Annotated in this window: 17 protein-coding genes; 2 read left to right on the top strand and 15 right to left on the bottom strand. The window is 63.4% G+C overall.

The window, feature by feature from the left end; all coding sequences use genetic code 11:
- The first annotated feature begins 1,293 nt into the window (after positions 1 to 1,293).
- Both SSPN_RS55045 and SSPN_RS0119555 read left to right on the top strand, forming a co-directional pair.
- Positions 1,294 to 1,836, top strand: a complete 543-nt coding sequence (locus SSPN_RS55045; protein WP_143539669.1) for a cytochrome P450 — start codon at positions 1,294 to 1,296, stop codon at positions 1,834 to 1,836.
- Between the two features lie 49 nt (positions 1,837 to 1,885).
- Positions 1,886 to 2,500: a response regulator transcription factor gene (locus SSPN_RS0119555; RefSeq protein ID WP_010307590.1), complete on the top strand. Its 615-nt coding sequence runs from the start codon at positions 1,886 to 1,888 to the stop codon at positions 2,498 to 2,500.
- 117 nt (positions 2,501 to 2,617) lie between these two features.
- Here SSPN_RS0119555 and SSPN_RS0119550 read toward each other — a convergent pair whose 3' ends face one another.
- The 15 genes from SSPN_RS0119550 to SSPN_RS0119485 all read right to left on the bottom strand — a co-directional run bounded on the left by SSPN_RS0119550 (position 2,618) and on the right by SSPN_RS0119485 (position 23,033).
- A complete protein-coding gene (locus SSPN_RS0119550; protein WP_010307589.1) occupies positions 2,618 to 3,049 on the bottom strand; it encodes a cold-shock protein in 432 nt (143 codons plus the stop codon).
- A gap of 621 nt (positions 3,050 to 3,670) precedes the next feature.
- Positions 3,671 to 5,518 carry a 1-deoxy-D-xylulose-5-phosphate synthase gene (locus SSPN_RS0119545; RefSeq protein ID WP_029535508.1) on the bottom strand — a complete coding sequence of 616 codons (1,848 nt, stop codon included), beginning with the start codon at positions 5,516 to 5,518 and terminating at the stop codon, positions 3,671 to 3,673.
- Positions 5,519 to 6,547 carry a 4-hydroxy-3-methylbut-2-enyl diphosphate reductase gene (gene ispH / locus SSPN_RS44630; RefSeq protein ID WP_237710671.1) on the bottom strand — a complete coding sequence of 343 codons (1,029 nt, stop codon included), beginning with the start codon at positions 6,545 to 6,547 and terminating at the stop codon, positions 5,519 to 5,521.
- A 487-nt stretch (positions 6,548 to 7,034) separates the two neighbouring features.
- Complete coding sequence (locus SSPN_RS0119535) at positions 7,035 to 8,120, bottom strand: polyprenyl synthetase family protein (RefSeq protein WP_010307586.1); 1,086 nt, start codon at positions 8,118 to 8,120, stop codon at positions 7,035 to 7,037.
- A gap of 887 nt (positions 8,121 to 9,007) precedes the next feature.
- Entirely contained in the window at positions 9,008 to 9,244 is a 237-nt protein-coding gene (locus tag SSPN_RS61715) for a 3-deoxy-7-phosphoheptulonate synthase (protein ID WP_275296520.1), read from the bottom strand.
- Positions 9,245 to 9,408: 164 nt separating this feature from the next.
- A complete protein-coding gene (locus SSPN_RS0119525; protein ID WP_010307585.1) occupies positions 9,409 to 10,665 on the bottom strand; it encodes a dihydrolipoamide acetyltransferase family protein in 1,257 nt (418 codons plus the stop codon).
- Position 10,666: 1 nt separating this feature from the next.
- Positions 10,667 to 11,659: an alpha-ketoacid dehydrogenase subunit beta gene (locus tag SSPN_RS0119520; RefSeq protein WP_010307584.1), complete on the bottom strand. Its 993-nt coding sequence runs from the start codon at positions 11,657 to 11,659 to the stop codon at positions 10,667 to 10,669.
- Between the two features lie 68 nt (positions 11,660 to 11,727).
- On the bottom strand, positions 11,728 to 12,864 hold the full coding sequence (locus tag SSPN_RS0119515) for a thiamine pyrophosphate-dependent dehydrogenase E1 component subunit alpha (protein WP_010307583.1): 1,137 nt from the start codon (positions 12,862 to 12,864) through the stop codon (positions 11,728 to 11,730).
- The gene (locus SSPN_RS0119510) at positions 12,861 to 14,978 is read right to left on the bottom strand and encodes a pantoate--beta-alanine ligase (RefSeq protein WP_237710794.1); all 2,118 of its coding nucleotides are present in this window, start codon (positions 14,976 to 14,978) and stop codon (positions 12,861 to 12,863) included. The genes SSPN_RS0119515 and SSPN_RS0119510 overlap by 4 nt, the downstream gene beginning before the upstream one ends.
- Before the next feature lie 1,144 nt (positions 14,979 to 16,122).
- Positions 16,123 to 16,317 carry a hypothetical protein gene (locus SSPN_RS0119505; protein ID WP_010307581.1) on the bottom strand — a complete coding sequence of 65 codons (195 nt, stop codon included), beginning with the start codon at positions 16,315 to 16,317 and terminating at the stop codon, positions 16,123 to 16,125.
- 258 nt (positions 16,318 to 16,575) lie between these two features.
- Positions 16,576 to 16,740, bottom strand: coding sequence for a hypothetical protein (locus SSPN_RS56885; protein ID WP_158309601.1), 165 nt, complete (start codon positions 16,738 to 16,740; stop codon positions 16,576 to 16,578).
- Positions 16,741 to 17,036: 296 nt separating this feature from the next.
- A complete protein-coding gene (locus SSPN_RS0119500) occupies positions 17,037 to 18,257 on the bottom strand; it encodes a beta-ketoacyl-[acyl-carrier-protein] synthase family protein (RefSeq protein WP_010307580.1) in 1,221 nt (406 codons plus the stop codon).
- Positions 18,257 to 18,496, bottom strand: a complete 240-nt coding sequence (locus tag SSPN_RS0119495) for an acyl carrier protein (RefSeq protein ID WP_010307579.1) — start codon at positions 18,494 to 18,496, stop codon at positions 18,257 to 18,259. The genes SSPN_RS0119500 and SSPN_RS0119495 overlap by 1 nt, the downstream gene beginning before the upstream one ends.
- Before the next feature lie 32 nt (positions 18,497 to 18,528).
- Positions 18,529 to 19,551, bottom strand: coding sequence for a beta-ketoacyl-ACP synthase III (locus SSPN_RS0119490; protein ID WP_029535506.1), 1,023 nt, complete (start codon positions 19,549 to 19,551; stop codon positions 18,529 to 18,531).
- A gap of 776 nt (positions 19,552 to 20,327) precedes the next feature.
- Positions 20,328 to 23,033 carry a DEAD/DEAH box helicase gene (locus SSPN_RS0119485; RefSeq protein WP_010307577.1) on the bottom strand — a complete coding sequence of 902 codons (2,706 nt, stop codon included), beginning with the start codon at positions 23,031 to 23,033 and terminating at the stop codon, positions 20,328 to 20,330.
- Positions 23,034 to 23,079: the final 46 nt, after the last annotated feature.

Here is a 23,079-nt window from a genome sequence, read left to right as displayed (position 1 = left end):
TCGCCGCAGCAATCGGCGGAAAGGCCGCAATTGCGGAGCGGTGACGGAGGACACAATCGACGGCCGAAGCCACCCGGCCAAAACCGGTCCGCGATGTCGCAGGCGACGCAATCCGAGAATGCGGGCCTCGCCCTCGGCCCGGGTGTGGGTCCGGCCGCGGTCCGGTGCGCGGACCGATCAGCCAAGCCCCGCACCCCAGGGCGTGTGCAAGGTTGACCTATCCGGTTTAGGTAGTTTCGGGCGGGAAGGTGGGTGGCAGGTTGCCCAGGTGGTGGACAGGTTGGCCAGGTGGTGGACCGTTTCGATACCGGCGGCTGTGCCGTTCGGTCGGCGCCAGCGCCATATCCGGTTCGCAAGTTTCCGTCCAGAACAAAGACCTTCCAGGCTGCGGGTCCTGGCACGTCCGTACCCGCCCACGATTTCCATTGAAATTGCGGAGGTTGTCCACAGGCATCGGCGTGTCGGGATGCGACACGCCGACGGTCCGCAAGTTCCATTGAAATCGAAGGTTCGATTTCAATGGAACTTGCGGCTTCTCTCCGCCGAGGCGGACTCGATGAACGTCTTCGCACCGGGAGTCACACGACCCCGCAAGGACTCGACTGTGAGGGTGGGCCGGTCAAGCACACCGAAAGGGCCGGCAGCACCGAAAGGGCCGGCAGCAGCCGCTGCCCATATAGGATTCCCCGTCCACCGCCTCCAGCGCCCGCCAGAGACCGTCCACACGACCCCGCAAGGACTCGACTGTGGGGGTGGGCCGGTCAAGCACAACCCGAACCAGGGAAGCCAAGAACACAAGAGCGCGGCTCCTGGACAGACCGTCACGGCTTGAACAACCCGATGATCTCCCACCGGAAACCGCGCCCTCGTCTCGCGTCCTACCTGGACAAAACCCCGCCGCAACCCTCAGATCAACCTTGCACACGCCCTGGCCCGCACCGCGTGACGGTGCGCCACTTGTACACCCGCCGCACGGGAGACACCGAGTTGTGCGGCGCTCCGGGCGGCCCGCCAACCAGGCGACAAACCGTTTTACCAGCCGCGAATGGCCATAAATGGCCAGTCAGGCGTCACGGAGCGCCATCGAACCTCTCCAGTCGTCGCTTCGGTGAGTAAGTCAGACCAATTAACCACACTGGAGACCTTTCCCGATCAAGTAAATCTGAAAGGAACCTCGACAGCACAGTCGTGCGCGTGTGGGCGGTTGTCGTGCGTTTCTGGGCGCAACAACGACGGACGCGCCCTTTTACAGTCGCCTTACCTGCAACACCAGGGACTCACGGAGAGGTAGGAATGGCAACAGACGCCTTGCTGTATCGATTAACGGGCGAGAAAGAACCGGATCCGTTACCGCTGTGTAACGACTTGCGGGAAACCGGGAGTGGGCGGGACGATCAGACTTTCAGCTCGGAGCATCTCTGGCATGGCGCATCGAGTCACCACGATCCCGATGATCCCGAGCTTCGCCGGTTCGTGCGGGTGAGCTCGCAGCAGTTCACGCTTCACAACCCACCTGCGCATACGCGGATTCGCACCACGATGCAACCGGCGTCCACCGGGCATGCGAGCAAGCGGCGGCGGAAACAGCCGGGCGAGGATCTGGCCTCGGCGCTGGTCGCGGCCCGTGATGAGGAGGGCAACCCGCTGCCGGACGGCGAGTTGCTCGGTTCGCTGGCACCGTTTGTGACCGCGGGCAATGACACGACCGTGAACCTGCTCGGCAACGGGATGACGTTCCTGCTCGATCATCCGAAAGCGCTGCGCGCCATGCTCGACGATCCTGGGAAAATTCCGGCTGACCTACCTACCGAAAAGCCTGACCAAGCTTCCTGGTAGCGAGAGACCCGGCATTTCCAGAACGAGCGCCACTATGCAGGAAAGAACTATGGAAAAAATCCGCGTGGTCATTCACTCGCCGGATCACTTGACGCACTTGGGACTTACCAACTGCCTGGACGGAGACAAGCACATCGTCGAGACTGGGGGTGACAAAGCCGATGTTGCCGTGATCGTCATCGAAAACGCCGACATATCCACCATGAAAGAGCTGCAGCTGCTCAAGCCCGACGCTGCCACCTCCCTGCTCCTCATCGTGGGCGGCCGATGGCACGCCGACATCTCCGCTGCGGTAGAACAGGGTGTTCGCGGAGTCCTGTGGCGCCGACATTTCTCCGCTACGTCGTTCATCCAGGCCATTCGTGCCGTCGGCAGCGGTGGCGGATACTTCCCCACCTCACTGCAAGGCGCGCTCATCAAGCAAATCGTGCACACCTTCCGCGAAGTACTCGCACCGCAAGACTTGACCCCTTCCGGGTTCACCAACCGCGAAATAGATGTGCTCCTCCTCGTCTCCGAAGGATTCGACCTCCAACAAATAGCCGAGAAACTGCACTACTCAGAACGCACTGTCAAGAACATCCTCTACCAGTTCATGAAGCGGTTCAACCTACACAACCGCGCTCACGCCATCGCCTACGCAATCCGCTCAGGTCTCATCTAGCCGGGTACAGCGGCCAGCGGCCCGGAAAGCGGAGCATCCGGGCCGCATGGCTGGCGTGGAGCCCTGCGGGACCAACTCGTGGGGCCCTCTGCCCCGCTCACCCGTCTACGCAGCCACCTACTCGACGATCCAGCCGTGCTTCGACGCCAGTGCAACGAAATCCTCGCGAACTAGCTGAATCTGCTCAGCGGTCAGCCCGGGAAGTCGCTGGAGAAGCCGTTCAGTTACCTCGCTCCGCAGCTCATCCTCGGTGAGGACGTCGCACATTTCCTCCGCCTCCGTCGCTGTCACGGTCGGCGCGACGGCAGCCTCGGCGGCATGCTTTGACTCATTGCCACCATTGTTATCCACAATATGGAGGTTGTACGCCTTGAGCCCCCGTTGGCCCTCCATCACATCGAACGTCACCCTGGTACCGATCGCGAGCGAACTCCAGCCACGACTGAGCGAGTCTATGTGGAAGAACACATCTTCCTGAGACCCGCCGTCCTGGGCGATGAACCCGAACCCGCGCTCTTCATCGAACCGAACAATGCGACCAGTTAACACCGGAAAACCTCAACCTCCCGAACACCGTTGCACTAGAAACCTGCCAAAGACACGTCCACAACTCGACAACCGACACTGAAGCCTGCCCGAACAACTTCGGAATGATGCCCAGATTTCCCTTACCTGATCAACGACCCATCCAGATCAGGTCTGCCTGAACGAGGATGGATCTCGTCTTGGCCTGACGCGCCGAGCACGGTGCGTGGCGGAAAGCAACGACGACGGCCGAAACACTGGACTGCGCGACCGATGAGTTCGCCTGGTGTGGCACAAGCACCGGTGGCGCTGCCGGTCCCCGCAGTGTCCGAAGAGGACGTCGCTTCGGGCAGCGATGGTAGCCGTGGCCCTTTCGATCTTCGGCGAGGAGTTGTGACTGTCGGCTTCCGGTCAGATGAGCAGGCTGCGAGGTGCGGGGCGCTTCCCGGGGAACTGTCCCGAGGTGGCGGGCTCAGTCAGCGACCTCCTTGACGTTGTCGGCGAGCTTTCTGATGTTTCCAGAATTGACCCGCGCTATGTGCATCCGGCCTCGATCGGGGCGAACCGATACTTGGGCTGGAGGTGGATATCGACGATCACCGGGATCGATGACTTTACGTGCGAGGGGTTCCCGACCGGAAGGGCTCATGCTCTTACCTCTGCGATTCGCTTTCCCGCGAGCTGCTGCTGTCGGGGCAGCAACCCGCCTGGGACCAGACGCTCAGCCATTTCGCGCTGAATTCGCCTGGCCAGCAGGTCCGCGCTCAGCTCCGCACCGGCAAGCAGTTCTTTCCGCTTACCCGCCGCGAGGAATGCTGGCGGTATCCCCAACGCGCATACCGGTGTGTGCACACCGCGGTCGTGCAGCAACTGTGCGAGCGCTGTGCCGAACCCGCCGGCCCGGTTGTTGTCTTCGACAGTGACCACCAACCGATGCGCCGCTGCCAGTTCGGCCAACAACGGGTTCACCGGCAATACCCAGCGTGGATCGACAACTGTGACACCGATGTGATGGCTGGCCAGCTGCGCTGCCGCAGTGACGCAATCCTCGGCCATAGCACCGACGGACACGATGAGCACATCCGACTGCTTCCCGCTCACGAGCATATCCAGGGTGCCTATGGTGGAGACTGCGGGAATATCGGGTCCGACGGTGGCTTTCGGGAATCTGAGGACCGTTGGACCCCCTTGGTATTCAACGGCCTCCCGCAGTTCGGCGCGCAGCGTGTCGGCATCACGCGGCGCGGCAACTCGAATGCCGGGCACATTGTGCAGAATCGACAAATCCCACATGCCGTGGTGGCTGGGGCCGTCCTCGCCGGTCACCCCGGCTCGGTCCAGCACGAATGTGACCGGGAGCCGGTGCAGCGCCACGTCCAACAATGCTTGGTCGAACGCTCGGTTGAAAAATGTCGAGTAGATCGCCACTACCGGATGCAGGCCACCCATCGCCAGCCCAGCCGCCGAGGTGACCGCATGCTGCTCAGCCATACCGACGTCGAATACTCGTTCCGGATAGTTGCGGGAGAATCGAGACAACCCAACGGGACGGAGCATCGCGGCGGTGACGGCCACCAGGTCGGCCCGTTCGTCGGCCAGCCGTGCGATCTCTTCGCCAAAGGCATCGGTCCAGGTCTGCTTCTTTCCGCCACCGGATGGGGCAAATGCCGGAGCATTTGGACCGACCGCGTGCAGGCGATCGGCCTCGTTCTCCTCGGCTGGTGCGTAACCTTTTCCCTTGCGGGTCACGCAATGCACGACGACGGGCCGTCGCAGATCGCGGGCCTGACGCAGCGTCCTCTCCATTGCGGCGATGTCATGACCGTCGACTGGGCCAAGATAGTGTAGGCCGATGCGTTCGAAGAGCGACTCATCGCTGGTGGTTCGACTGTCATTGGCGCGCCTCATGCGCAGCCTGGCGAGATGCTCGGCAACCGCGCCTACCGTGGGCGCATAGGATCGGGCGTTGTCATTGAGCACGATTACCACGGGTCGATTCGGCTCCGCGCCGATGTTGTTCAACGCTTCCCAGCACATCCCGCCGGTCAGTGCACCATCGCCGAGCACAGCGACTGCGGTGCGGGTGCTTTCCTTGCGGATATCGAATGCTTTCGCGAGGCCGTCCGCATAAGATAATGCGGTTGAGGCGTGCGAGTTCTCCACGAAGTCGTGTTCGGACTCGGATTGGCTTGGGTATCCTGAGATGCCACCGCGTTGGCGCAGGCGATCGAATTCCGAGTGGCGTCCGGTGAGGAGCTTGTGCACGTATGTCTGATGTCCGGTGTCCCAAATGATCGGGTCCGTTGGCGAGTCGAAGACTCGATGCAGCGCGAGAGTCAGTTCGACGACGCCGAGATTGGGGCCGAGATGGCCGCCGGTGCGACGCACGGTGTCGATGAGCACTGATCGGATCTCATCGGCAAGCTGGACCAGATCGGCTTGGCTCAATACGCGTAGGTCCGCAGGGCCATGAATGGTCTGTAAAATACACATTCAGACGCCTCCTGCTTGTGTGGAGTGTTCTGGAGTGGAGGTCACTGACTCGCCTGCGTGGCCACGTACTTGCGTTGGGAGGCCGAAGCTGAGTGTTTCTTTGGCGACGACTCGTTCCAACACAGTGGTGTGCCCCAGGCCAGCCAGTGCATCGAGTAGATCGGACACCAGCTGCGGTGGTGCCGAGGCACCGGCTGTGATGCCGATTGTGCGTGCGTCTGCGAGCCACCGTGGATCCACGTCGCTGACATCGTCGATGAGAAAAGCTGGTGTGCCCATGCGTTCCGCGACTTCCACCAGTCGAACCGAGTTCGATGAGTTCGCCGAGCCGACCACGACGATGAGGTCCGCCTGCGCGGCGATCGTGCGTAGCGCGTCCTGCCGATTCGTCGTTGCGTAGCAGATATCGTCCGAGTTCGGGCCCGTCAAGTGCGGAAACCGAGCCCTCAGGCGCTGCACCAGCCGGTTCGCCTCGTCCACTGCGAGCGTGGTCTGCGTCAGGTAGGAGACCGGGCCGTCGATCTCCAAGGCATCGATGTCGTCTTCGGTTTCCACGAGTCGGATTTGCTGTGGTGCTTCGCCGAGGGTTCCTTCGCTCTCCTCGTGGCCTGCGTGGCCGATGAACACGATGGTGTCGCCGCGTTCGGCGAATCGCCGCGCTTCTGAGTGCACTTTCGTCACCAGCGGGCACGTGGCATCAACCACCCGTAGTTGCCGCTGCTGGGCCTGCTCGCGCACGGCCGGTGCCACGCCATGCGCTGAGAACACCGCTGTTGCGCCGACCGGCACCTCATCGAGTTCATCGACGAAGACCGCACCGCGCTCTTCGAGGTCCCGTACGACGTGCGTGTTGTGCACGATCTGCTTGCGGACGAAGATCGGCGCCTCTTGGCCGGCGAGCAGCCGCTCGACGATTGTGATGGCACGTTCCACGCCGGCGCAGAACGCCCGAGGACTAGCGAGCAGTACCGTTCGTGACGCCGCTGCGGCGCCCCAGGCTTCCACGCTGGAGAGCACTGAGTGGATCAATCGGGCGTCGTCAGGTGCAGTTTCGGCCGGTGCCAGCGCAAGATACGCCGCTGGTCCGCCGGCCGCGGCCGCCGTACGGAACAGTTCAGTCAACCGGTGATCGGCGCGCAGCTCAGCGATCGCCTGCGTTGGAGCGGTTTCCGATTGAACCGAGTCAGCTGTAACCCGGGCGGGGGTAGCCGTGACCCCGGACCGATGCAATGTGCCCAACAAGAATGGAGCCGAGGGACAATGCTGTGACCACCCCTGCCCACGAACCTCGTTAGCCACAGTGACGCCGTCCACGGTGACGCTCCCGGCTGTCCCGGTGCCGCTACCGAGCACTGCGACCGCGCGGTGTCCATCGAGCGCTGATGAGAGCTCGTGTGGGCTTGTACCCACCAGCAGCTCCATCCCGAAACTGGCGGCCGCGTGGTGATATGGGGCCGCGACGTCCGGCGTTGTGAGAAGGAGTGGCCGCATTGTGTTCCCTCCGCGGTCCGCTGGGTCAGTGCGTCCTGCTGGTCAGCCGGTGAGCCATGTCGGCCAAGGTGTTGTGCACGGGGCGGGGAAACGGCGCGTTGTCAAGCGCCCGAGTCGCGCTCGCCAAACGGTCCTTGATCATGCCTTCGACGATCTGCAATGCACCGGTCGATACGAGTACGTGCCGGATGGCCTCAGCGCCGCTCGCATCCAAATCCGGGTTACCGACAAGCGACCTCAGCAGTGCCACCTCCGTCGAATTTCCCTGTTGTAAAGCAACGGCGATAAGCGTGGTCCGCTTGCCGTCCCGCAGATCGTCCACAGTTGACTTTCCGGTTACCTCGGGATCGCCGAATACTCCGAGCACGTCGTCCCGGAGCTGGAATGCTTCCCCAAGGGGCAGCGCATAGGCGGTACACGCCTCCAGTACCGAGCTGCCGCCGCCCGCGATGGCCACACCGAGATGCAGTGGTCTCTCGACCGTGTATTTAGCGGTTTTGTACCGGATCACCCGAAGTGTCGCGGCGATGTCGGCGGACAGACGTTGCTCAGCCAGCAGATCATGATATTGGCCGAGTAGGACTTCCGTGTGCATCGCGTCCAGCACCGGACGAACCGCTCGGTACTGCTCATCGGTCATTGCGCTGGTGGTCAGCATCTCCATAGAGAGAGCCAGCGCGAGATCACCCAGCAGGATTGCGGCGCTGGTACCGAACCACTCCGGGTCGCCCTTGCTGGAGTCGTCGCCGCACCAATGAGATGCCAGCACTCGATGTGCGCTGGGATTTCCACGGCGGACATCCGAGCGGTCGATAATGTCGTCGTGTATCAGTGCGAACATGTGGAACAGTTCCAACGAGGCTGCGACGTCGATCGCGACGTCGATAGGGTGCCCGTTGGCTGCCGCGTGCCAACCGCACAAACACAGCACGGGGCGGATTCGTTTTCCGCCCTGCTTATGGAAGTCGCTCAGCAAACCAAGAAGCGCGGCCGTCTCATCGGAATCTGCCGTCGTGATCTTAACTTGAAGAAACTCGGCCAGTCGCTGGTCGGCCATGCTTCTAAGCCAGTCGAGGTCAAGTGTTTCACGAGTGCCGACGTCTACGGTCATGGCGCCCTCCTGAGCTGGGTGACGATGGTTGACCAGCGGCCGCTCATGGCGGAATTTTCCGGCATCGTTTGGAGCGGCGTTCCAGACTGCGGACCGCCGCGCTTCAGCTAGTGGACGAAGGTGGAGCAGACCGCATCGTGCGGCGCTGACGAAAAAGAAGGCGATGACCGGGCCGATCCTGGCGGTCTGCGGTTGTCGGTGGCAACTTCTCGGCCAACACTCGGTGCCACCGTTGGCTACTACGTGAAACTGGCGAAGTTGACCAGGGACAAGGTCTTGCTTACGGGATCTTTAGATGTACCTCCACGTAGTGCGGCCGGTATTGCGACGTGTGCGATGTGGTCGCCACGTTCGGCATATACCGTACGTGGCAATATACGCATGAGGATGGGGCGTTTAGCGCAGGACTGCACGTTTGTACACGCCTCGTTGCCCGTTTGGCGGGTCTTCGAGCTTAACCGCTGCTAGCAGGACCGTGACGGCGTCTTCGGTGGTTCGGCCGTGTGGTCAGCCGGGCACGAGCCGGGACGACGGCACCGTCTCGGTGAGCATCGTTTTCGGACACTGCGGGACCGGAAGCACCACCGGTGCTTGTGCCACACCAGGCGAAGGGTGTGCCCGCCGAAGGGCCGATCCCGGGGGGCAGGTGGCCACTCTCTCCTTGAGCGAGGTGGCGGCCAGCCCACCCGACGGGCAGCAGCTGGCCTGCTCATCGGCAGTGATCACAGGCACCATGTCGATGTGTGGCGGATTGATCGTGCCGCCTGGGCCGCCTGCCGACGAGGACGGCAGGCGGCTCCACAACGTCTTTACACCGTAATCGAGTCCAGGACAGAACTTGACCGGAACCGCCGGACCGCCGAACGCACCGTCGCCGGCCTGTTCGGCTACCGTCGATACGCCCGATACGGCACGTTGTTCTGTGTCTTACTCACCCTTGCCGCCGCGCTCACCTCCGTCACCTCGTCGAGCACGTCGTCGAGGAGTCGGGTCTGGTAACCACCGGGCGAGGCGAACGTGTTGCCGTGCATGGGATCGCATACCCATGTCACTGGTGCGCACTCGGCCGTTGAGCCTCGGTGATTCCGCTTCCCGCACCGGCTCAATCCGCGGTCCGCCCACATCGGTGCGAGTCCGCAGAACCTGCTGGGACACGTCTCGGCGAGCATGCAGCAATTCGATGACGCGCTGGTCGATATCATCAGTCCTTCGGCGAAGCACCGACATGTCGACCTTTCCGTCGACGTACTCGTCCGGCATGGACATGAGAGACATAGCTACCTCTCGGCTACGGCGCTGAGATGAGTTTGAGTGGCTGCTCGATATGATCGGCGACATAGCGGAGGAAACCGGACGCAACGTCTCCATTGCAGACTCGGTGATCGAAAGTCAAGCCGAGTTGCACGACTTGGCGCACCGCCAACTCACCATCGTGGACCCAGGGCTTGGCCACGATGCGTCCCACACCGAGCATCGCTGCCTCAGGGTGATTTATGATCGGTGTGGCACCGTCGATTCCATAACGGCCGTAGTTGTTCAGTGTGATCGTCGCACCGGTCATTTCGGACGGAGTCAGCGTGCCGGACCGAGCGGATTCGGCGAGCCGCCGGATCTCACTGGACAGTTGTGAGAGGGTCATCCGGTTGGCTTTGTGCACCACAGGAACCAACAACCCCTTGTCAGTCTGCGCTGCGAAGCCAAGGTTGACGTTGGCGAAGCGGATGATCTCCTGCCCGCCAGTATCTACTGTGGAATTCAATTCGGGGAACCGGAGCGCGGCTGCGACGCAGATGCGTGCCAGCAGCGCAAGCACACCAGTCCGCTCGGTAGCGGAACTGAGTACGTCCCTGGCCGTGAGCAGGTTGGTAGCATCTGCATCGACCCAACACGTAACGTCTGGTATCTCACGCCGACTGCGGGAAAGCTTGTCGGCGATTTTCTTGCGCACCGAGCGAATCGGAATGCGCTCGGTTTCCGTACAGTCGACCGCATCGGCTCGGCGGCCTGCGGCTACCGCTCTTTCGACGTCCGCACGCAGGACAAGACCACACGCGCCGGTGCCCTGGACGGTCCGCAGATCGATCCCGTTCACCCTGGCGAGGCGGCGAACCAGTGGTGAGACCACAGCGACCGGTGCGCCCGCCAGAGCCGGCGGGGTGGTATGTGTGACCGATGTGGGACGCACAACGGTGTTCGCGGCGTGATGAACAGGCACCGAGCGAACACGGCGGCGGCTCCGAGGGGGTACAGCACGGACGCCAGAGCCGACAAGCACCTTGCCCACATCCTGCGACCGCTCGGGCGTGACCTCAACTGTCACCAGAGTGCTGCCAACGGCGAGGATCTCTCCCACCGCGCCTACCCGACTGGTGACTGTTCCCTCGTACGGGCAAGGCAGTTCGACTGTGGCCTTCGCGGTCTCCACCTCGACCACCGGCTGGTCGACCTGCACGTGATCGCCAATGTCCACGAGCCATCGAACGATTTCCGCATCGATGAGACCTTCACCGATGTCAGGCAGCCGGAACTCACGGATCGGTGACATGTCAGCAGGTCTCCCCATCGGATGTGCCCGGCTCCCATTGCAGGCGAGCCACGGCATCGAGAATCCGGTCCACGGAGGGCAGGTGGTGGTTCTCCAACATCGGTGGCGGGTACGGAATGTCCAGCCCGGTGACCCGAAGAATCGGCGCTTCCAGGTGGTGGAAGCACCGTTCGGTGATGCGCGCTGCGATCTCCGCGCCTGGCCCCGCGAAACCGGCAGACTCATGCACCACGACGGCGCGTCCTGTCCGCCGCACTGCGGCGGACACCGTTTCGTCGTCGAACGGCACCAATGAGCGCAGGTCCAGGACTTCGAGTTGCCAGCCTTCCTTGATGGCTTCCGCCGCCGCCTCCATGCACACCGGCAGGCTTGGACCATACGTGATCAGCGTCGCCGAAGTCCCATGACGACGGACCGCCGCAGTGCCGATCGGATCCACTTCCGGGATGGACTCCGGCGACCACTGAGCTTTGGACCAGTACAACCTCTTGGGTTCCAGAAAAATCACTGGGTCATTGGAAGAGATCGATGCCCGCAGCAGGCCATAGGCGTCAGCATGGGTGGCCGGGCAGACGACGTGCAGCCCCGGCGTGTGCATGTAGTAGGCCTCAGATGAGTCGCTGTGGTGCTCGACCGCACCGATTCCGCCGCCATAGGGAATGCGGATGGTGATCGGTAGCTGGATGCGGCCCTTCGTCCGGTTGCGCATGCGGGCGACGTGGCTGACCAGTTGCTCGAAAGCCGGGTATGCGAAGGAATCGAACTGCATCTCCACGACCGGACGCAGCCCGTTCATCGCCATTCCCACGGCGGTTCCCAAGATCGCCGCCTCCGCCAAGGGAGTATCCGCGCACCGGTCGCTGCCGAATTCGGCGGCCAATCCGTCGGTGATCCGAAATACCCCTCCCAGCGCACCCACATCCTCGCCCATGATGTGCACGGATGGATCCTCTTGCAGAGCGTCCCGCAGGGCTGCGTTGAGTACCTGCGCCATCGTGATCGAGCGCTGGTTGGAAGTCCTTGCTTCGGGGACTGATCCCGCAACAGCGGCCGAAGCTCTAGTCACAGTTGGCTGTCCCCTTCTGCTTGCGCGTGCAGCTCGGCACGCACCATTGCTTCCTGCTCACTCAACTGGGGTGTCTTCTTCGCGAAGACGTGCGAGAACAATGTCATCGGATCCGGGTTCGGCTGGTGCTCGTGGCGCTTGCGCAGGTCTGCCGCGAAGTCGTCGGCCGAGCGAGCCGCTCCCTCGATGTCGGAGTCGTCGAGAACGCCCAGGCCGCGCAAGGATCGTTCCAGCACCAGAACCGGGTCGTGCTCGCGCCACCGGTCGACCTCCGAGGGGTCGCGATACCGGCTGTCATCGTCGGAGTTGGTATGCGGATCGATGCGGTAGGTCATCGCCTCCACCAGGGTAGGTCCACCGCCGTGCCGAGCGCGTTCCACGGCTTCGGTGAGAACCTGGTGTACGGCGACGACGTCGTTGCCGTCGACAAGACGTCCCGGCAGCCCGAAGCCGACCGCTTTGTCGGCCAGCGCCAGTGCGGCGCTCTGCTTGGCCAGCGGGACGGAGATGGCGAACCTGTTGTTCTGCACCAGGAAGACCACCGGCGCCTGCAGTACCGCAGCGAAGTTGACCGCCTCGTAGAAGTCACCTTCGCTGGTGCCGCCGTCCCCCACCAAGGCGAGGGCAACGGTGTCTTCGCCTTTCAACCGAGCGGCCCGGGCGAGCCCGACAGCGTGCGGAAGCTGGGTAGCGAGCGGAGTGGCCAGTGGGGCAACCCGGTGCGCGTAGGGATCGTATCCATGATGCCAGTCCCCACGCATCACTGCCAGCGCCTCAACGGGGTCAACGCCTCGGACGATAGCGGCGAGCGTGTCGCGGTATGTGGGGAAAAGCCAGTCCTGCGGCGACAAGGCGCGGGCGGCCGCGACTTCACAAGCCTCTTGCCCGGTGGTTGACGGGTAAACGGCGAGTCTTCCCTGCTTCGCCAACGCCGTTGCCTGCAGGTTGTAGCGTCTACCCCGCACAACGTCCCAGTACAGGGTCCGCATGAGTTCGATGTCGATGTCAGCGGCCTTGGCCGTACCGAGGACCTGGAACGGCTCACGTTCAGGAAGTAGCGAGGCAGGGTCGAGCCGCGGCGGCCGCACCGGCGCTGAGACGGTGCCATCGACCTTCTCAACTGTAGTGTTCATGCGGGGCTCATCACCGTGTCATCGATGGACTCGCCGACCGGAAGCCGTGGTCGCGCCAACTGAGGGACGGCGTCGAATGGCCGGTTCTTCCCCAGCGACTCATGTGCCGCGACGAACTCGTTGCTGCATTGCGCCGCAGCGCATCCGATTTCGCCGCCGAGCATCACGGCGGCCATGATCTCGGCGAGCTTCTTGGCTTTCCCCGCACCATAGCAGTCCACTATGGAAAGCGTTGTGCGGAAAGCGGGAAGGCCCGTTCCGCCACCAACAGTCCCCACGATGAGGGTCGGCAAGGTTATGGACACCTCAAGATCACCGGACGGCAGGAACTGGCAGTCCACCACTCCTTGTGAACATTCACCAAGATATGCCATGTCCTGCCCGAAGGCCTGGAACAGCGCGGCCATGCCGTTGACCGCATGGATATTGAGGGAAGGACTTCCGTGCAGGGCCAGCGCATTCTTGTAGTTCCGGATGTAGCTGGCCAGTTGATCCAGGCCAACTCGGGTCATCGTCCGCACCACATCCTCTTTCAGAACGGTACGGGCGATGACCTTCTTCCCCTTCTTGCGGGCCGGGATGTTCTTCTTGTCCTCCGGGTACGGCACGAATTCCTCGCGCACCAGACCGCTGTTTTTCGTGACATAATTGGACACTAGGCTCACGGCCTTGCTGACCATGTTGCTGCCCATCGCGTCACCCGTGGTGCACCGGAGCGACAAGATGACGGAAGTACCCGCACAATCATAGGAAATTTCCGCCACACCCAGATGACGACTACTGCCGACCGCTATCTCGCGAATAACGTCCTCGCGTTCCCGGCACCACGCGATGAGCCGCGCCGAGCCATCGAGGGAGTCCGTGGTGAGTTGGGTGGCACGCAAGAAGTAGTCGTCATACACCAGGGTCTCGCAACCTCCCGACCGGTTCATCACCTTAGCTCCGCGCGAATATGATGCGAGCAGGGTGCCCTCAAGGGTGGCCATCGGGACCGCGAAGGTTCCTCGCGCTTCCCTACCTCGGATTTCGAGGGGACCGCACAGTCCGAGTGGGATGGGAACCGCACCTACGAAGTTTTCGATGTTCCCCCGAACGTCCGATTCCGCAAGCTCACTTCTCAACGGCTCGTAGGATTCGCCGGTCCTGTCGAGCAACTGCTTGATCAGACCAACGCGCTCATCGAAGCTGTGGCGGGAAACAACGATGTCCACAGACGACTCCGCGCAACGGTGGGCGTGGTTTCCGGCCTGATCCACTTCGCTTAGGTCCTTCTCGGTGCCGGCGTCGACGCACGTCTGGTTCTCAAGTTCTGGACGGATGATATCGAACAAAGCGACCGCTCCCGCCCGCGCACCGATGGCCAACAGCACCGGATTCGCCACCGTCTCGACGGGCTCGAGGGTTTCGATGTCGAGCACCTCGAAGTAGTCGAGTTCAACGTCGCCTGACAAGACTTCCACCGCTATCGCTGCCAGCGCGCGCTCCCGCAGAACGGCAGCATCGGTTGCTCCGTCGCTCAGCGAGTCGGCAGCGGCGCGCAGTGCGCGGTACAGCGCAACAGCCTGCGGCCGGTGGTCACCCAGGCACAGGTTGCGGCTCGACATCGCGAAACCGTCGGACTCTCGTGCTGTCGGCAACACCTTGACCGACACGGCAAGGTTCAGGTCTCGAACCATGCGCTTCACCGCGACCCAGTCCGGCAGGTCCTTCTCCTCGAAGAACACGACGTCCGGTTGAACGATGTCGAACAGCTTCGTGGCGATCGTGCACTTCCCCGGCAACTGGCCGTCGTCGGTCGACCCCGTACGCCGAATCGCCTCGACCAGCGGCCCGCCCAGGCCAACGGTCGTGGCGAACCTATCCGGGGAGATCTCCGCCGCTTCCGGAGCGAGCAGCACATCCATACCTAGTCGAGCAGCGATCTCCGCATCGCGCTGCTCGTCGCGGAGATAGCCCTCGAAGCCGCCTTCGCCGCTGAACTGAGCCGGGTCGATGAAAGTGGCCAGCACCACGACGTCACACTCTCGTCGCGCCGCTTTCATCAAGGATTCGTGACCTCCGTGTAACGCGCCCTTCGCGGGGACGAGACCAATGCTTCGTCCCCGTAAGCGCATTTCCGTTGTGTAGTCGCGAATCTCGGCTACCGTTCGGACTATCTTCATGGCCAAGGCTCGTCTCCGTATCGCCCGATGCAGGCTAAATCCGTCGCCGCCTTCCAGCTGGAGGCGTCGACCAAAGTTCAGAAACTAAGGCACGGTCAGCGCTGGCTGCATGCCTAGTGAGATGGGAAGGTGCGAGAGGTTGACACTGTCCCTTCCGGCTGTGAGGGTTTTCCCTTGTGAGGTTCCTCGCGAAGGAGGATGCCCGAACCGCCGCCCATTGTCAGCGGTCCGGGAACTGATCGCCGCCGTCTCTGCCCGTAAATCCAGTAACGGCTGCCTGACTGGGCAGCCGACCGCGCTCAGATTTCGTGCACGCTAACGGCTGAGACAGCCCAGCGCGGGGAGCTGCGGTCAATACACCCGGATCGATCAAATGGGCGTCCGACCAGCAATTCTGTGGTGAGACGTTTGAACGGCGAGCGACGCACGGTCTACGCGGCCGCAGTTCACTCAAGAGGTAACGCCCAGGCGGAAGTACCACCGAAGGTGCCCCAAACGGCGGTCAGAGCAGGTTCAGTGCATCACAAGCCGATACTCCCAGCAGGCTCCCTGCGAAAATCGAGCGCAACTTCTGAAATACCTGCCCAGGTGGTCTTGGCGGTTTGCGGGCCACGCGACAATGCCCCGTCGGACGGCCTGCCTGCTCGCGGTGCTTCAAAGCTGTGAGCGCGACCAGGTTCGCCGTCCCGAGCCCATCCCGACCATTTGCAGCAGAGTGCTACCCTCAGCCAGGCTTCACGGCAGCTTCTCATGCAGGAACCTCCAACCTCCAGATCATCCGTGACTCGGGTAACGATGACCTGCGGGGCACCGGCCTGGCAGCTGCTGTCGTTCCTGACTGTCCGAAGTGTTCGGAGAAGTGGTAGGCGAGCACGGACCACCCATTACGCACAGGATCGCTTGTGGCGTTTGACGATCAGCAACGCCACCCACGTCCACACATGGTGCATGATCTTCTCGAATATGCGCGGAGTTGCCATCCCGAAAATGCCGGCCCAGCCGCGTTGGAACCAATTCGCTCATCCCGGATCACGTTCACCAGAGGCAGCAGCCGCGACCATTTTGCTCAGCGCTCTGGGCCGGTCACGGGCATGCCTCATGGCCCGGCCAGGAGGCCAGCGACGCCGAACACTCCGAAGCCGAGGGTGTGCAGGGTCGTCGCGTCGCGGTGCTTGCCGAGGCCGATGGCGATCATCTTCGCCAGCCCGCTCTCGTGCGTGCCCCGGAAGTCGGTGTGCGGCGCCATCGCCGCCCGAATCGCCGCGGCCACCGCCGCCACGTCATCGCCCACGCGAACCGATGCTCAGCACTCGATGGTCTGCCGCAGCGGCGTGAACAGCCGTAACAATCGCAAACCCACCCGTCACGACGCCGCGCCCGTGGCGATCCGACGACGCGCCCGGGGCACCCGGTCCGGCGACGGACGGCACCGCCCCCGCCACCCCCGCACCAGCTGGCGGATCCGACCGGGCTGCAACCCTGTGGACGGCAGCCGGCACGGTCCAGGCTCTCGCGTGGTACGCGAGCACGCTCTCGCCCGGCTCCGCGCTCAGCGCCAGCGCGACATCCGGCGGGGCCAGGGAGTGCGCAAGGTTGACCTGTCCGGTTTAGGTAGTTTCGGGTAGCGTGGCAGGTTGGCCAGGTGGTGGACGGTTTCGATACCGGCGGCGTGGGCTTCCTGGTCGCTCTCCGGCCGGCTGGCCACTGCGGTCATCGGATCCTCCGGGAGTCGGTCTCAGACGGCCTTTCGAGGCTCTCGGGTTCCTGCGGGTCAGTGGCTCGTGAGTCCCGTTGAGGTGCTACGACGCCTCAACACACTCACGACTTCTGACCGGTGCAATCATGTGGGGAGGGTCAACGGCATGCCAGCAACCGCAGGGCGGGGCGGCCGTCTCCGGTTTCCGCGTTGTCCACGGCGGTCAGGAATTCCTTCAGTGCCAGTCGTGTTGTGTTGCAACGCTTCTCATCTTCTTTACCTTTCACGCGCCGGAGGAGCGAGCTGGTCGGCTACTAGGCTGCGAGGGCGAGCACGGCGTTCTGGCCACCGAAGCCGAAGGAGTTGCTCAGTACAACCTCGAGCGCGCAAGGACGTGCCGTCTTGGATACAAGGTCGACTTCGATCTGCGGATCCGGGCTTTCCAGGTTGGCCGTGGGAGGGATGTGCCCGTGTTGGAGGGAAAGGATCCCGTATGCCGCTTCGATCGCCCCGGCGGCACCGAGCGCGTGCCCGGTCACGCCCTTGGTTGAGCTGACGGCGACGTGCTCACCGAACACCCGCCGGATGGTGGCGGCTTCGATGACATCATTGAGGGGCGTGGCGGTGCCGTGGGCGTTGACGTGCTGGACCTCGCGCGCTGTGAGACCAGCGTCGGTCAACGCACCACGGATTGCCTGCTCGGCCCCGTTGCCCTCCGGGTCGGGCGCCGTAACGTGGTGGCCGTCGGCGGACGCGCCGTAACCGATGACCCGCCCACGCACCCGAGCTCCTCTGGCCAACGCATGGCGCTCGCTTTCCAGAATCAGGACCGCGCCGCCCTCGGCTATGACGAAGCCGTCCCGCGCCGCATCGAAAGGCCGGGACGCGGCGCGTGGATCGTCGGTGTTCCTGGAAAGTGCTCGCATCCGGCTGAATGCGGCGACGAACAGCGGTGTCACCGCCGCTTCTGTCGCCCCGGCAATGACGATATCGGCCGAGCCGGAGCGAATCAGGTCCCGTGCCACGCCGATCGCGCTCGTGCCTGAGGCGCAGGCGGTGCAGATCGTGAGATTCGGCCCCCGTACCCCGAGCTCGATCGCTAGTTGACCGGCCGCCATGTTCAACAGGCCCATCGGAAGGGTCAGCGCCGAAACTTTGGCCGCGCCGTTATTCAGCAACTTGGACTGCTGCGTTTCCATCGTCGAAGTTCCACCGGCGGCGGAACCGAGAACAACGCCCACTCTGGTGACATCCCAGTCGTCCTCGGTCAGTTTCGCATCACGAACGGCTTCGCGCGCCGCGACGAGGGCGAACTGCTGGTTACGGTCGAGCCGCCAGGCGTTGTGCTCACCGAGACTCGCGGCGGGATCGAAACCCGGTACGCGGCAGGAAAAGTCGACCTGGAGCCCGGCCAGCTCAGGGTCGGTGGCCGCCGTCGGACAACCTTCGGCGACCTGCTTCCAGTTCTCCTCCACACCGATCCCTGCGGGCGTGATGAGCCCGAGGCCGGTGACCGCCACCGCGAATCCGGACATCAGACGGTCGCTCCCTTTTTCTCCAATGCTTCGAGGATGTCAGCTAACGTGGCCATATTCTCCATCTCGGCATCGGTGACCTCGACCCCGAAATGCTGCTCGAGCAATTCACCCAGTTCTACCTGCGCCAATGAATCGAGGCCCAGGTCTTCGAACGACGCGTCGGTCCTCAGATCCGAGCTCTCGACATCGAACTTACTCGTCAGCAATTCGCCGAGTTGGGTGTACAAATCGCTCATCACGGTCTCCTTCTGAATTCAATTCGAAAAACTCACAGTGGACTGTCTACTGGAATGTCCGGCCACACCAAGACTGTGGAACCCCAGGACAATCCCGCCCCGAACGCGGTGATCAGCACCCTGTCCCCCGGACGCAGGTCGCCGCCAGCGGCGGCGCTGGCCAGGACGAGCGGGATGGATGCCGAAAGGGCGTTTCCGACTCGATCGATGTTGATAAGAACCTTCTCCGACGCGATACCCAACCGTTGGGCGACGGAGCTGAGGATGCGGATGTTGGCCTGGTGTCCGACGAAGCGGTCCACGTCGGTCACCGACCAGCCGGCACGATCGAGCACGGCAAGTGAGGATTCCGTCATCCGGGCAACCGCCTGCTGATAGATCGCCCGTCCGGCCATCGATAGATACCAGTCCTCGGTCGGTACCTCGCCGTGACCGAGCCCGGTCAGTGACCGCTGCCGTGAGCCACCACCCTGGATGGCCAGCAGATCCGCTTGCGCGCCGTCGCTTCCCAGGTCGAACGGTCCGATCGCGCCCGGCTCCGCTGGGCTTCCGCGACGCAGGACCGCCGCCCCGGCTCCATCGCCGAAGATCGGTGCGGTGGTGCGATTCTCAGAGTCGATGAATGTCGAGAACGCTTCGGCACCAATGAAAAGCACACTTTCGGCGACCCCGGCGCTAATGAGCCCAGCGCACGTGGCAAGGCCGTAGACGAAGCCACTGCACGCAGAGGTCAGGTCGTAAGCTGCGATGGGGCCCAGCCCGAGCCTCGACGCCACCTCCGGCGCTCCAGCTGGACAGATCCGATCTGGTGAGGTCGTCGCGACAACGACCGCATCGACCCCGGGCACCCCGGCTGCCTTCAGCGCTCGACCGCCAGCCTCCACCGCCAAGTCCACCGTCGCCACACCGTTCGAGACGACCCGACGCTCCATAATGCCCGTGCGGCTTTCTATCCACTCCTCGGACGTGTCCAGCCTCGAGCACAAATCTTTATTCGTGACAACCGCGGGAGGCAACCAGGCAGCCAACCCCGCGATAACAGCGCTGACTGCCATCCCGACCAACTCCGTTGCTAAATGGCTTGATGGTTCCCGCATGAGACGGTGGAGCTTGTTTCTGCTTTTGACGTGCGGCGGCTCGGAGGGTGGATACGTGCGACTCCAAATACATTCCTAAGGTCGGTTCTCTACTCCACACGGAGCATGAAGCTTATCCGTATGAGCGTGATCATCGAAGCACATGGAGGTACTTTTGTCCATCCATGTCTGCACGAAAGTACCTCCCCGGCACCAACCTGGGGGTGCGGCGCCTCGGCAGCTCTGGGCCACTGCAGCCGGCGACCAATGTGGATCTTTGGAGACTGGTTGAGGCCAAACCCAAGATCGAAAGCGTGCGGACCGTCCGAACGTCGCACACACGTTGACGATCTTGACCGAATCCGTCAAGTCGCTGCCCTAAATGGCCGACGATGCTGCCTGGACAACTCTTGCTGCCGGCACTGCGGCTCGGCCAGTATTGCTTCGGTCAGCTCGTGGCGCGTGTGGTCCGATTGTCTCCTCCTTTCGCACATCCCCCCGGCAGGAGGAGACCCTGCGGGGGCCGACCAACGGCCCGTAACCGGCCCTCGCGAGAGCCCCGACGGCAAACGCATCGCATGGCAGCTGCCATGTCCGGATACTGTGGGTCGCATCGAGGTACGTCAGGACTTTCCCGCACCCAAGATCTTGATTCGAGGCGAGGTGCCCGGCCGCGCTTGCTGGCAGCTCCTTCGCTCCAGTGTCGGTGGCGGGAGATTCCGCGCGGTCACACCTAACGCTGGGCTACTGCGAGGTCACAGATCAGGGCCGTGCTTGATACCCGAGTAGGCGGCGAGCCAGCCCGTGGCGCAGTAGTCCCCGCGCCGTGTGAACAGGGCGATGTCAGCGTGCTCCTCAGAAGTGTCCAGCAGAGCGGGTAAGACTGCTTGGCCAGTGTGCAGCATCGCGGTTGCGCACTTCGTCCCCGCCCAGGTGGTGGCGATCGATCCGACGGGGCCTTTCGCTCTGCCCGTGCCATTTTCCGAGCAGAGGACGGCTCCGGTAGCGCGTTCGCGCAGCAGCGCAACGTAGTCGTCCTGTTCGAGGCGGCAGCCTTGCGGTCGGCTGGTGGATTCCCAGTCCGGCCTTGTGATTCCGCGTGCGGTGGCGGCTTCCCACAGCTTCGGGACCGCGTCTTCGGCGTGCAGCGGTGTTGCGATCTGTTCGCACATCCACAGCAATCTGCCGGCTCCTCGTGGCGGTTGGCAGCGCCGCCAGCGGATGCGCCTGCTCAGATCGGCAGCGACGATCGCACACCACGGATGGAGGGTGCGGAGATACCCTTGTGTGCCCAGCCAGTGCAGGTATCGCGGTGCTTCTTCGAGCACCGGGTACATGGTCGGGTATGGGATGCCGCCGATCTGCCGAGCGCGCGCGTGAAACGCCGAAGGCGTGTTCGCCGCAGTGAGCAGCGTCGCTTTCGCCAGATCGCCGGGCGCGTAACGTCCCTGTCCAATTCCGTCTGGGCGAAAGGCGTCGTGGAGGCGTCCGTTCGACTCGAGCAGTCGCAGGACCGTGGCTTTCAGGTCTTCGCTGATCGAGGCCTGGGCGATTTTCGGAACAATTGTGGACAACGCGCCGATGAGAACTTGCTCGGCATCTTCGGCGTCGGCGGGCACCGGCTCGCCGGCGAGCGCTTTGCGGAGTTCGTGTCCGACCGTAGTCGACACCATGATGCGCGCGGTGACCGTGCCGAGTTCGGTTGGTGCGAGCGCGACGTCGTCGTCGGGAGTGCAGGTGGCGCTCAGATAGCCGCCTTCCACCAGGAAGTCGACGGCATGTCGGAGTGGGGCGAGACTGTGGCTGCCCTGGTGGTGGGCGAGCGTCTGCACCCACCACTGCTCGGCCTCCCGGAGCGAGCGGATGCGTCGTTGCACCGCTTCGGCGAGGATGTGGTCGGGAAGGCTTGACTGGATCTGCGAGTCCACCTTGTGGCCTCGGCTCAGCCGGGCCTGCCAGTGCGGCCGTTCGGTTTCGTTGACGATCAGGAAAGCCCAGCCTTGGTTTTCGCCAGTGCCCACGCGTCCCGCTCGACCGAACATCTGCTGCACGGTGGCGACGTCGATGTTGTTCAAGCCGACCTGTGTGTCGCGCACGACCACCGCGCGGGCCGGCAGGTTCACCCCGGCCGCGACCGTCGAGGTCGCCACGAGCACGTCGAGGTCGCGTTGCCGGAAGGCTCGTTCGTCGTCTTGCCGGTGATCCCAACCCTTGTAGTGCAAGCCGACCCGCGCCTGCCGGCATGCCGTGTGGAGCCGGTCGAGGTCGTCCGGGTGAACGCCGTCGATGTTCGCTCCGCGGCTGCCCGCGATGATCAGCGCGGTTTGGCGGACACCTCGCTTGCTGCCGCAGAACACGAGCACGCTCCCGCCGTCCGAAGTGATGAGACCGGTCAGGGAACTGGCCAATCGGGTGCGGGCGGCCTCGCTCTGACTCCAGTCCGAATGCGCCGAGATGGTGGGAAGCTGCCAGGTCAACCGGTTTGGCCGCCACACCGTGCGCACCAGCTCGGCGTGCAGCCAGTCCGCGATTTGTCCCGCGTTGGACACGGTCGCCGACAAACCCACGATCCGCGTCCGCGCATCGCCGTCTCTGACTCGGGCGAGCAGAGCTTCGAGGACCGAGCCCCGGGTCGGATCCCCGAGAAGGTGGATCTCGTCGACAATAAGACAACCCACCGTCCCCAACGCTTCCCGGAACGACGAGGCGCGGCAGATCGCTTCGAACTTCTCAGTGGTGGCGACCCAGATGTCGGCATCGCGCACGCGTTGGATATCGACGCTGTACTCGCCGGAGAGCCGCTCCACCCGCAGCCCACCCTGGCGCCACGCGTCGAGTTCCTGGTTCAGCTCGTCGGTGAGGGATCGTTGCGGCACCAACCATGCTGCTTTGCGCCCGTTCTCCTTGATCGCGCGCAGGGCCGCCATCATCCCGATTACTGTCTTTCCGGTGCCTGTAGGCGCGACGACGACCACGTTCTCCTCGCCGTGCAGAATGTGCGGCGCTGCCTCGGCTTGCGCTGGGTTGAGCATCCGGTGGGGCAGGAAGCCAAGCCAGTCCGATGGCACGAGTTCACTCGCAGGCTTGGACGTGACCGGCTCGGAATCGATCGGCGCGTGGATGTTCCAAAGCAGATCGAAGGTATCGCGGGCCGTCGACGCCGCCGGGTCGAACGCGCTCGAGAAAATCCTCGGAACAGCACGTGTCAGGTGGCATTCACCGCTGGTGACGGCCAACCGGCCGTTGTGCGCGAGGGTGCTGATGGTGTCCTGTTCGACGAGGTACCGCGCTGTCCGAACCGGAATACCGTCGGCGAGCAACTTTTCCCGAAGCGTTGCAAATTCGGCATGATCGGGAAGCATGACCCGGACGTCGACTCCTGGCGGATGATCCGGAATCGACGCATCCGGGTCGGTGATCTTCATCCAATGCAGCGGCGCGGAGTCGGCGGCTAAGGACATTGCCGAACATGTCCTCCCCGGCTAGCAGCGACTTCTTGATCGCCAG

The sequence above is a fragment of the Saccharopolyspora spinosa NRRL 18395 genome (assembly GCF_000194155.1).
Lineage (GTDB): Bacteria > Actinomycetota > Actinomycetes > Mycobacteriales > Pseudonocardiaceae > Saccharopolyspora > Saccharopolyspora spinosa.
Note: the sequence above shows the minus strand (reverse complement) of the source record. Positions and strands in the feature narration are given on the sequence as shown.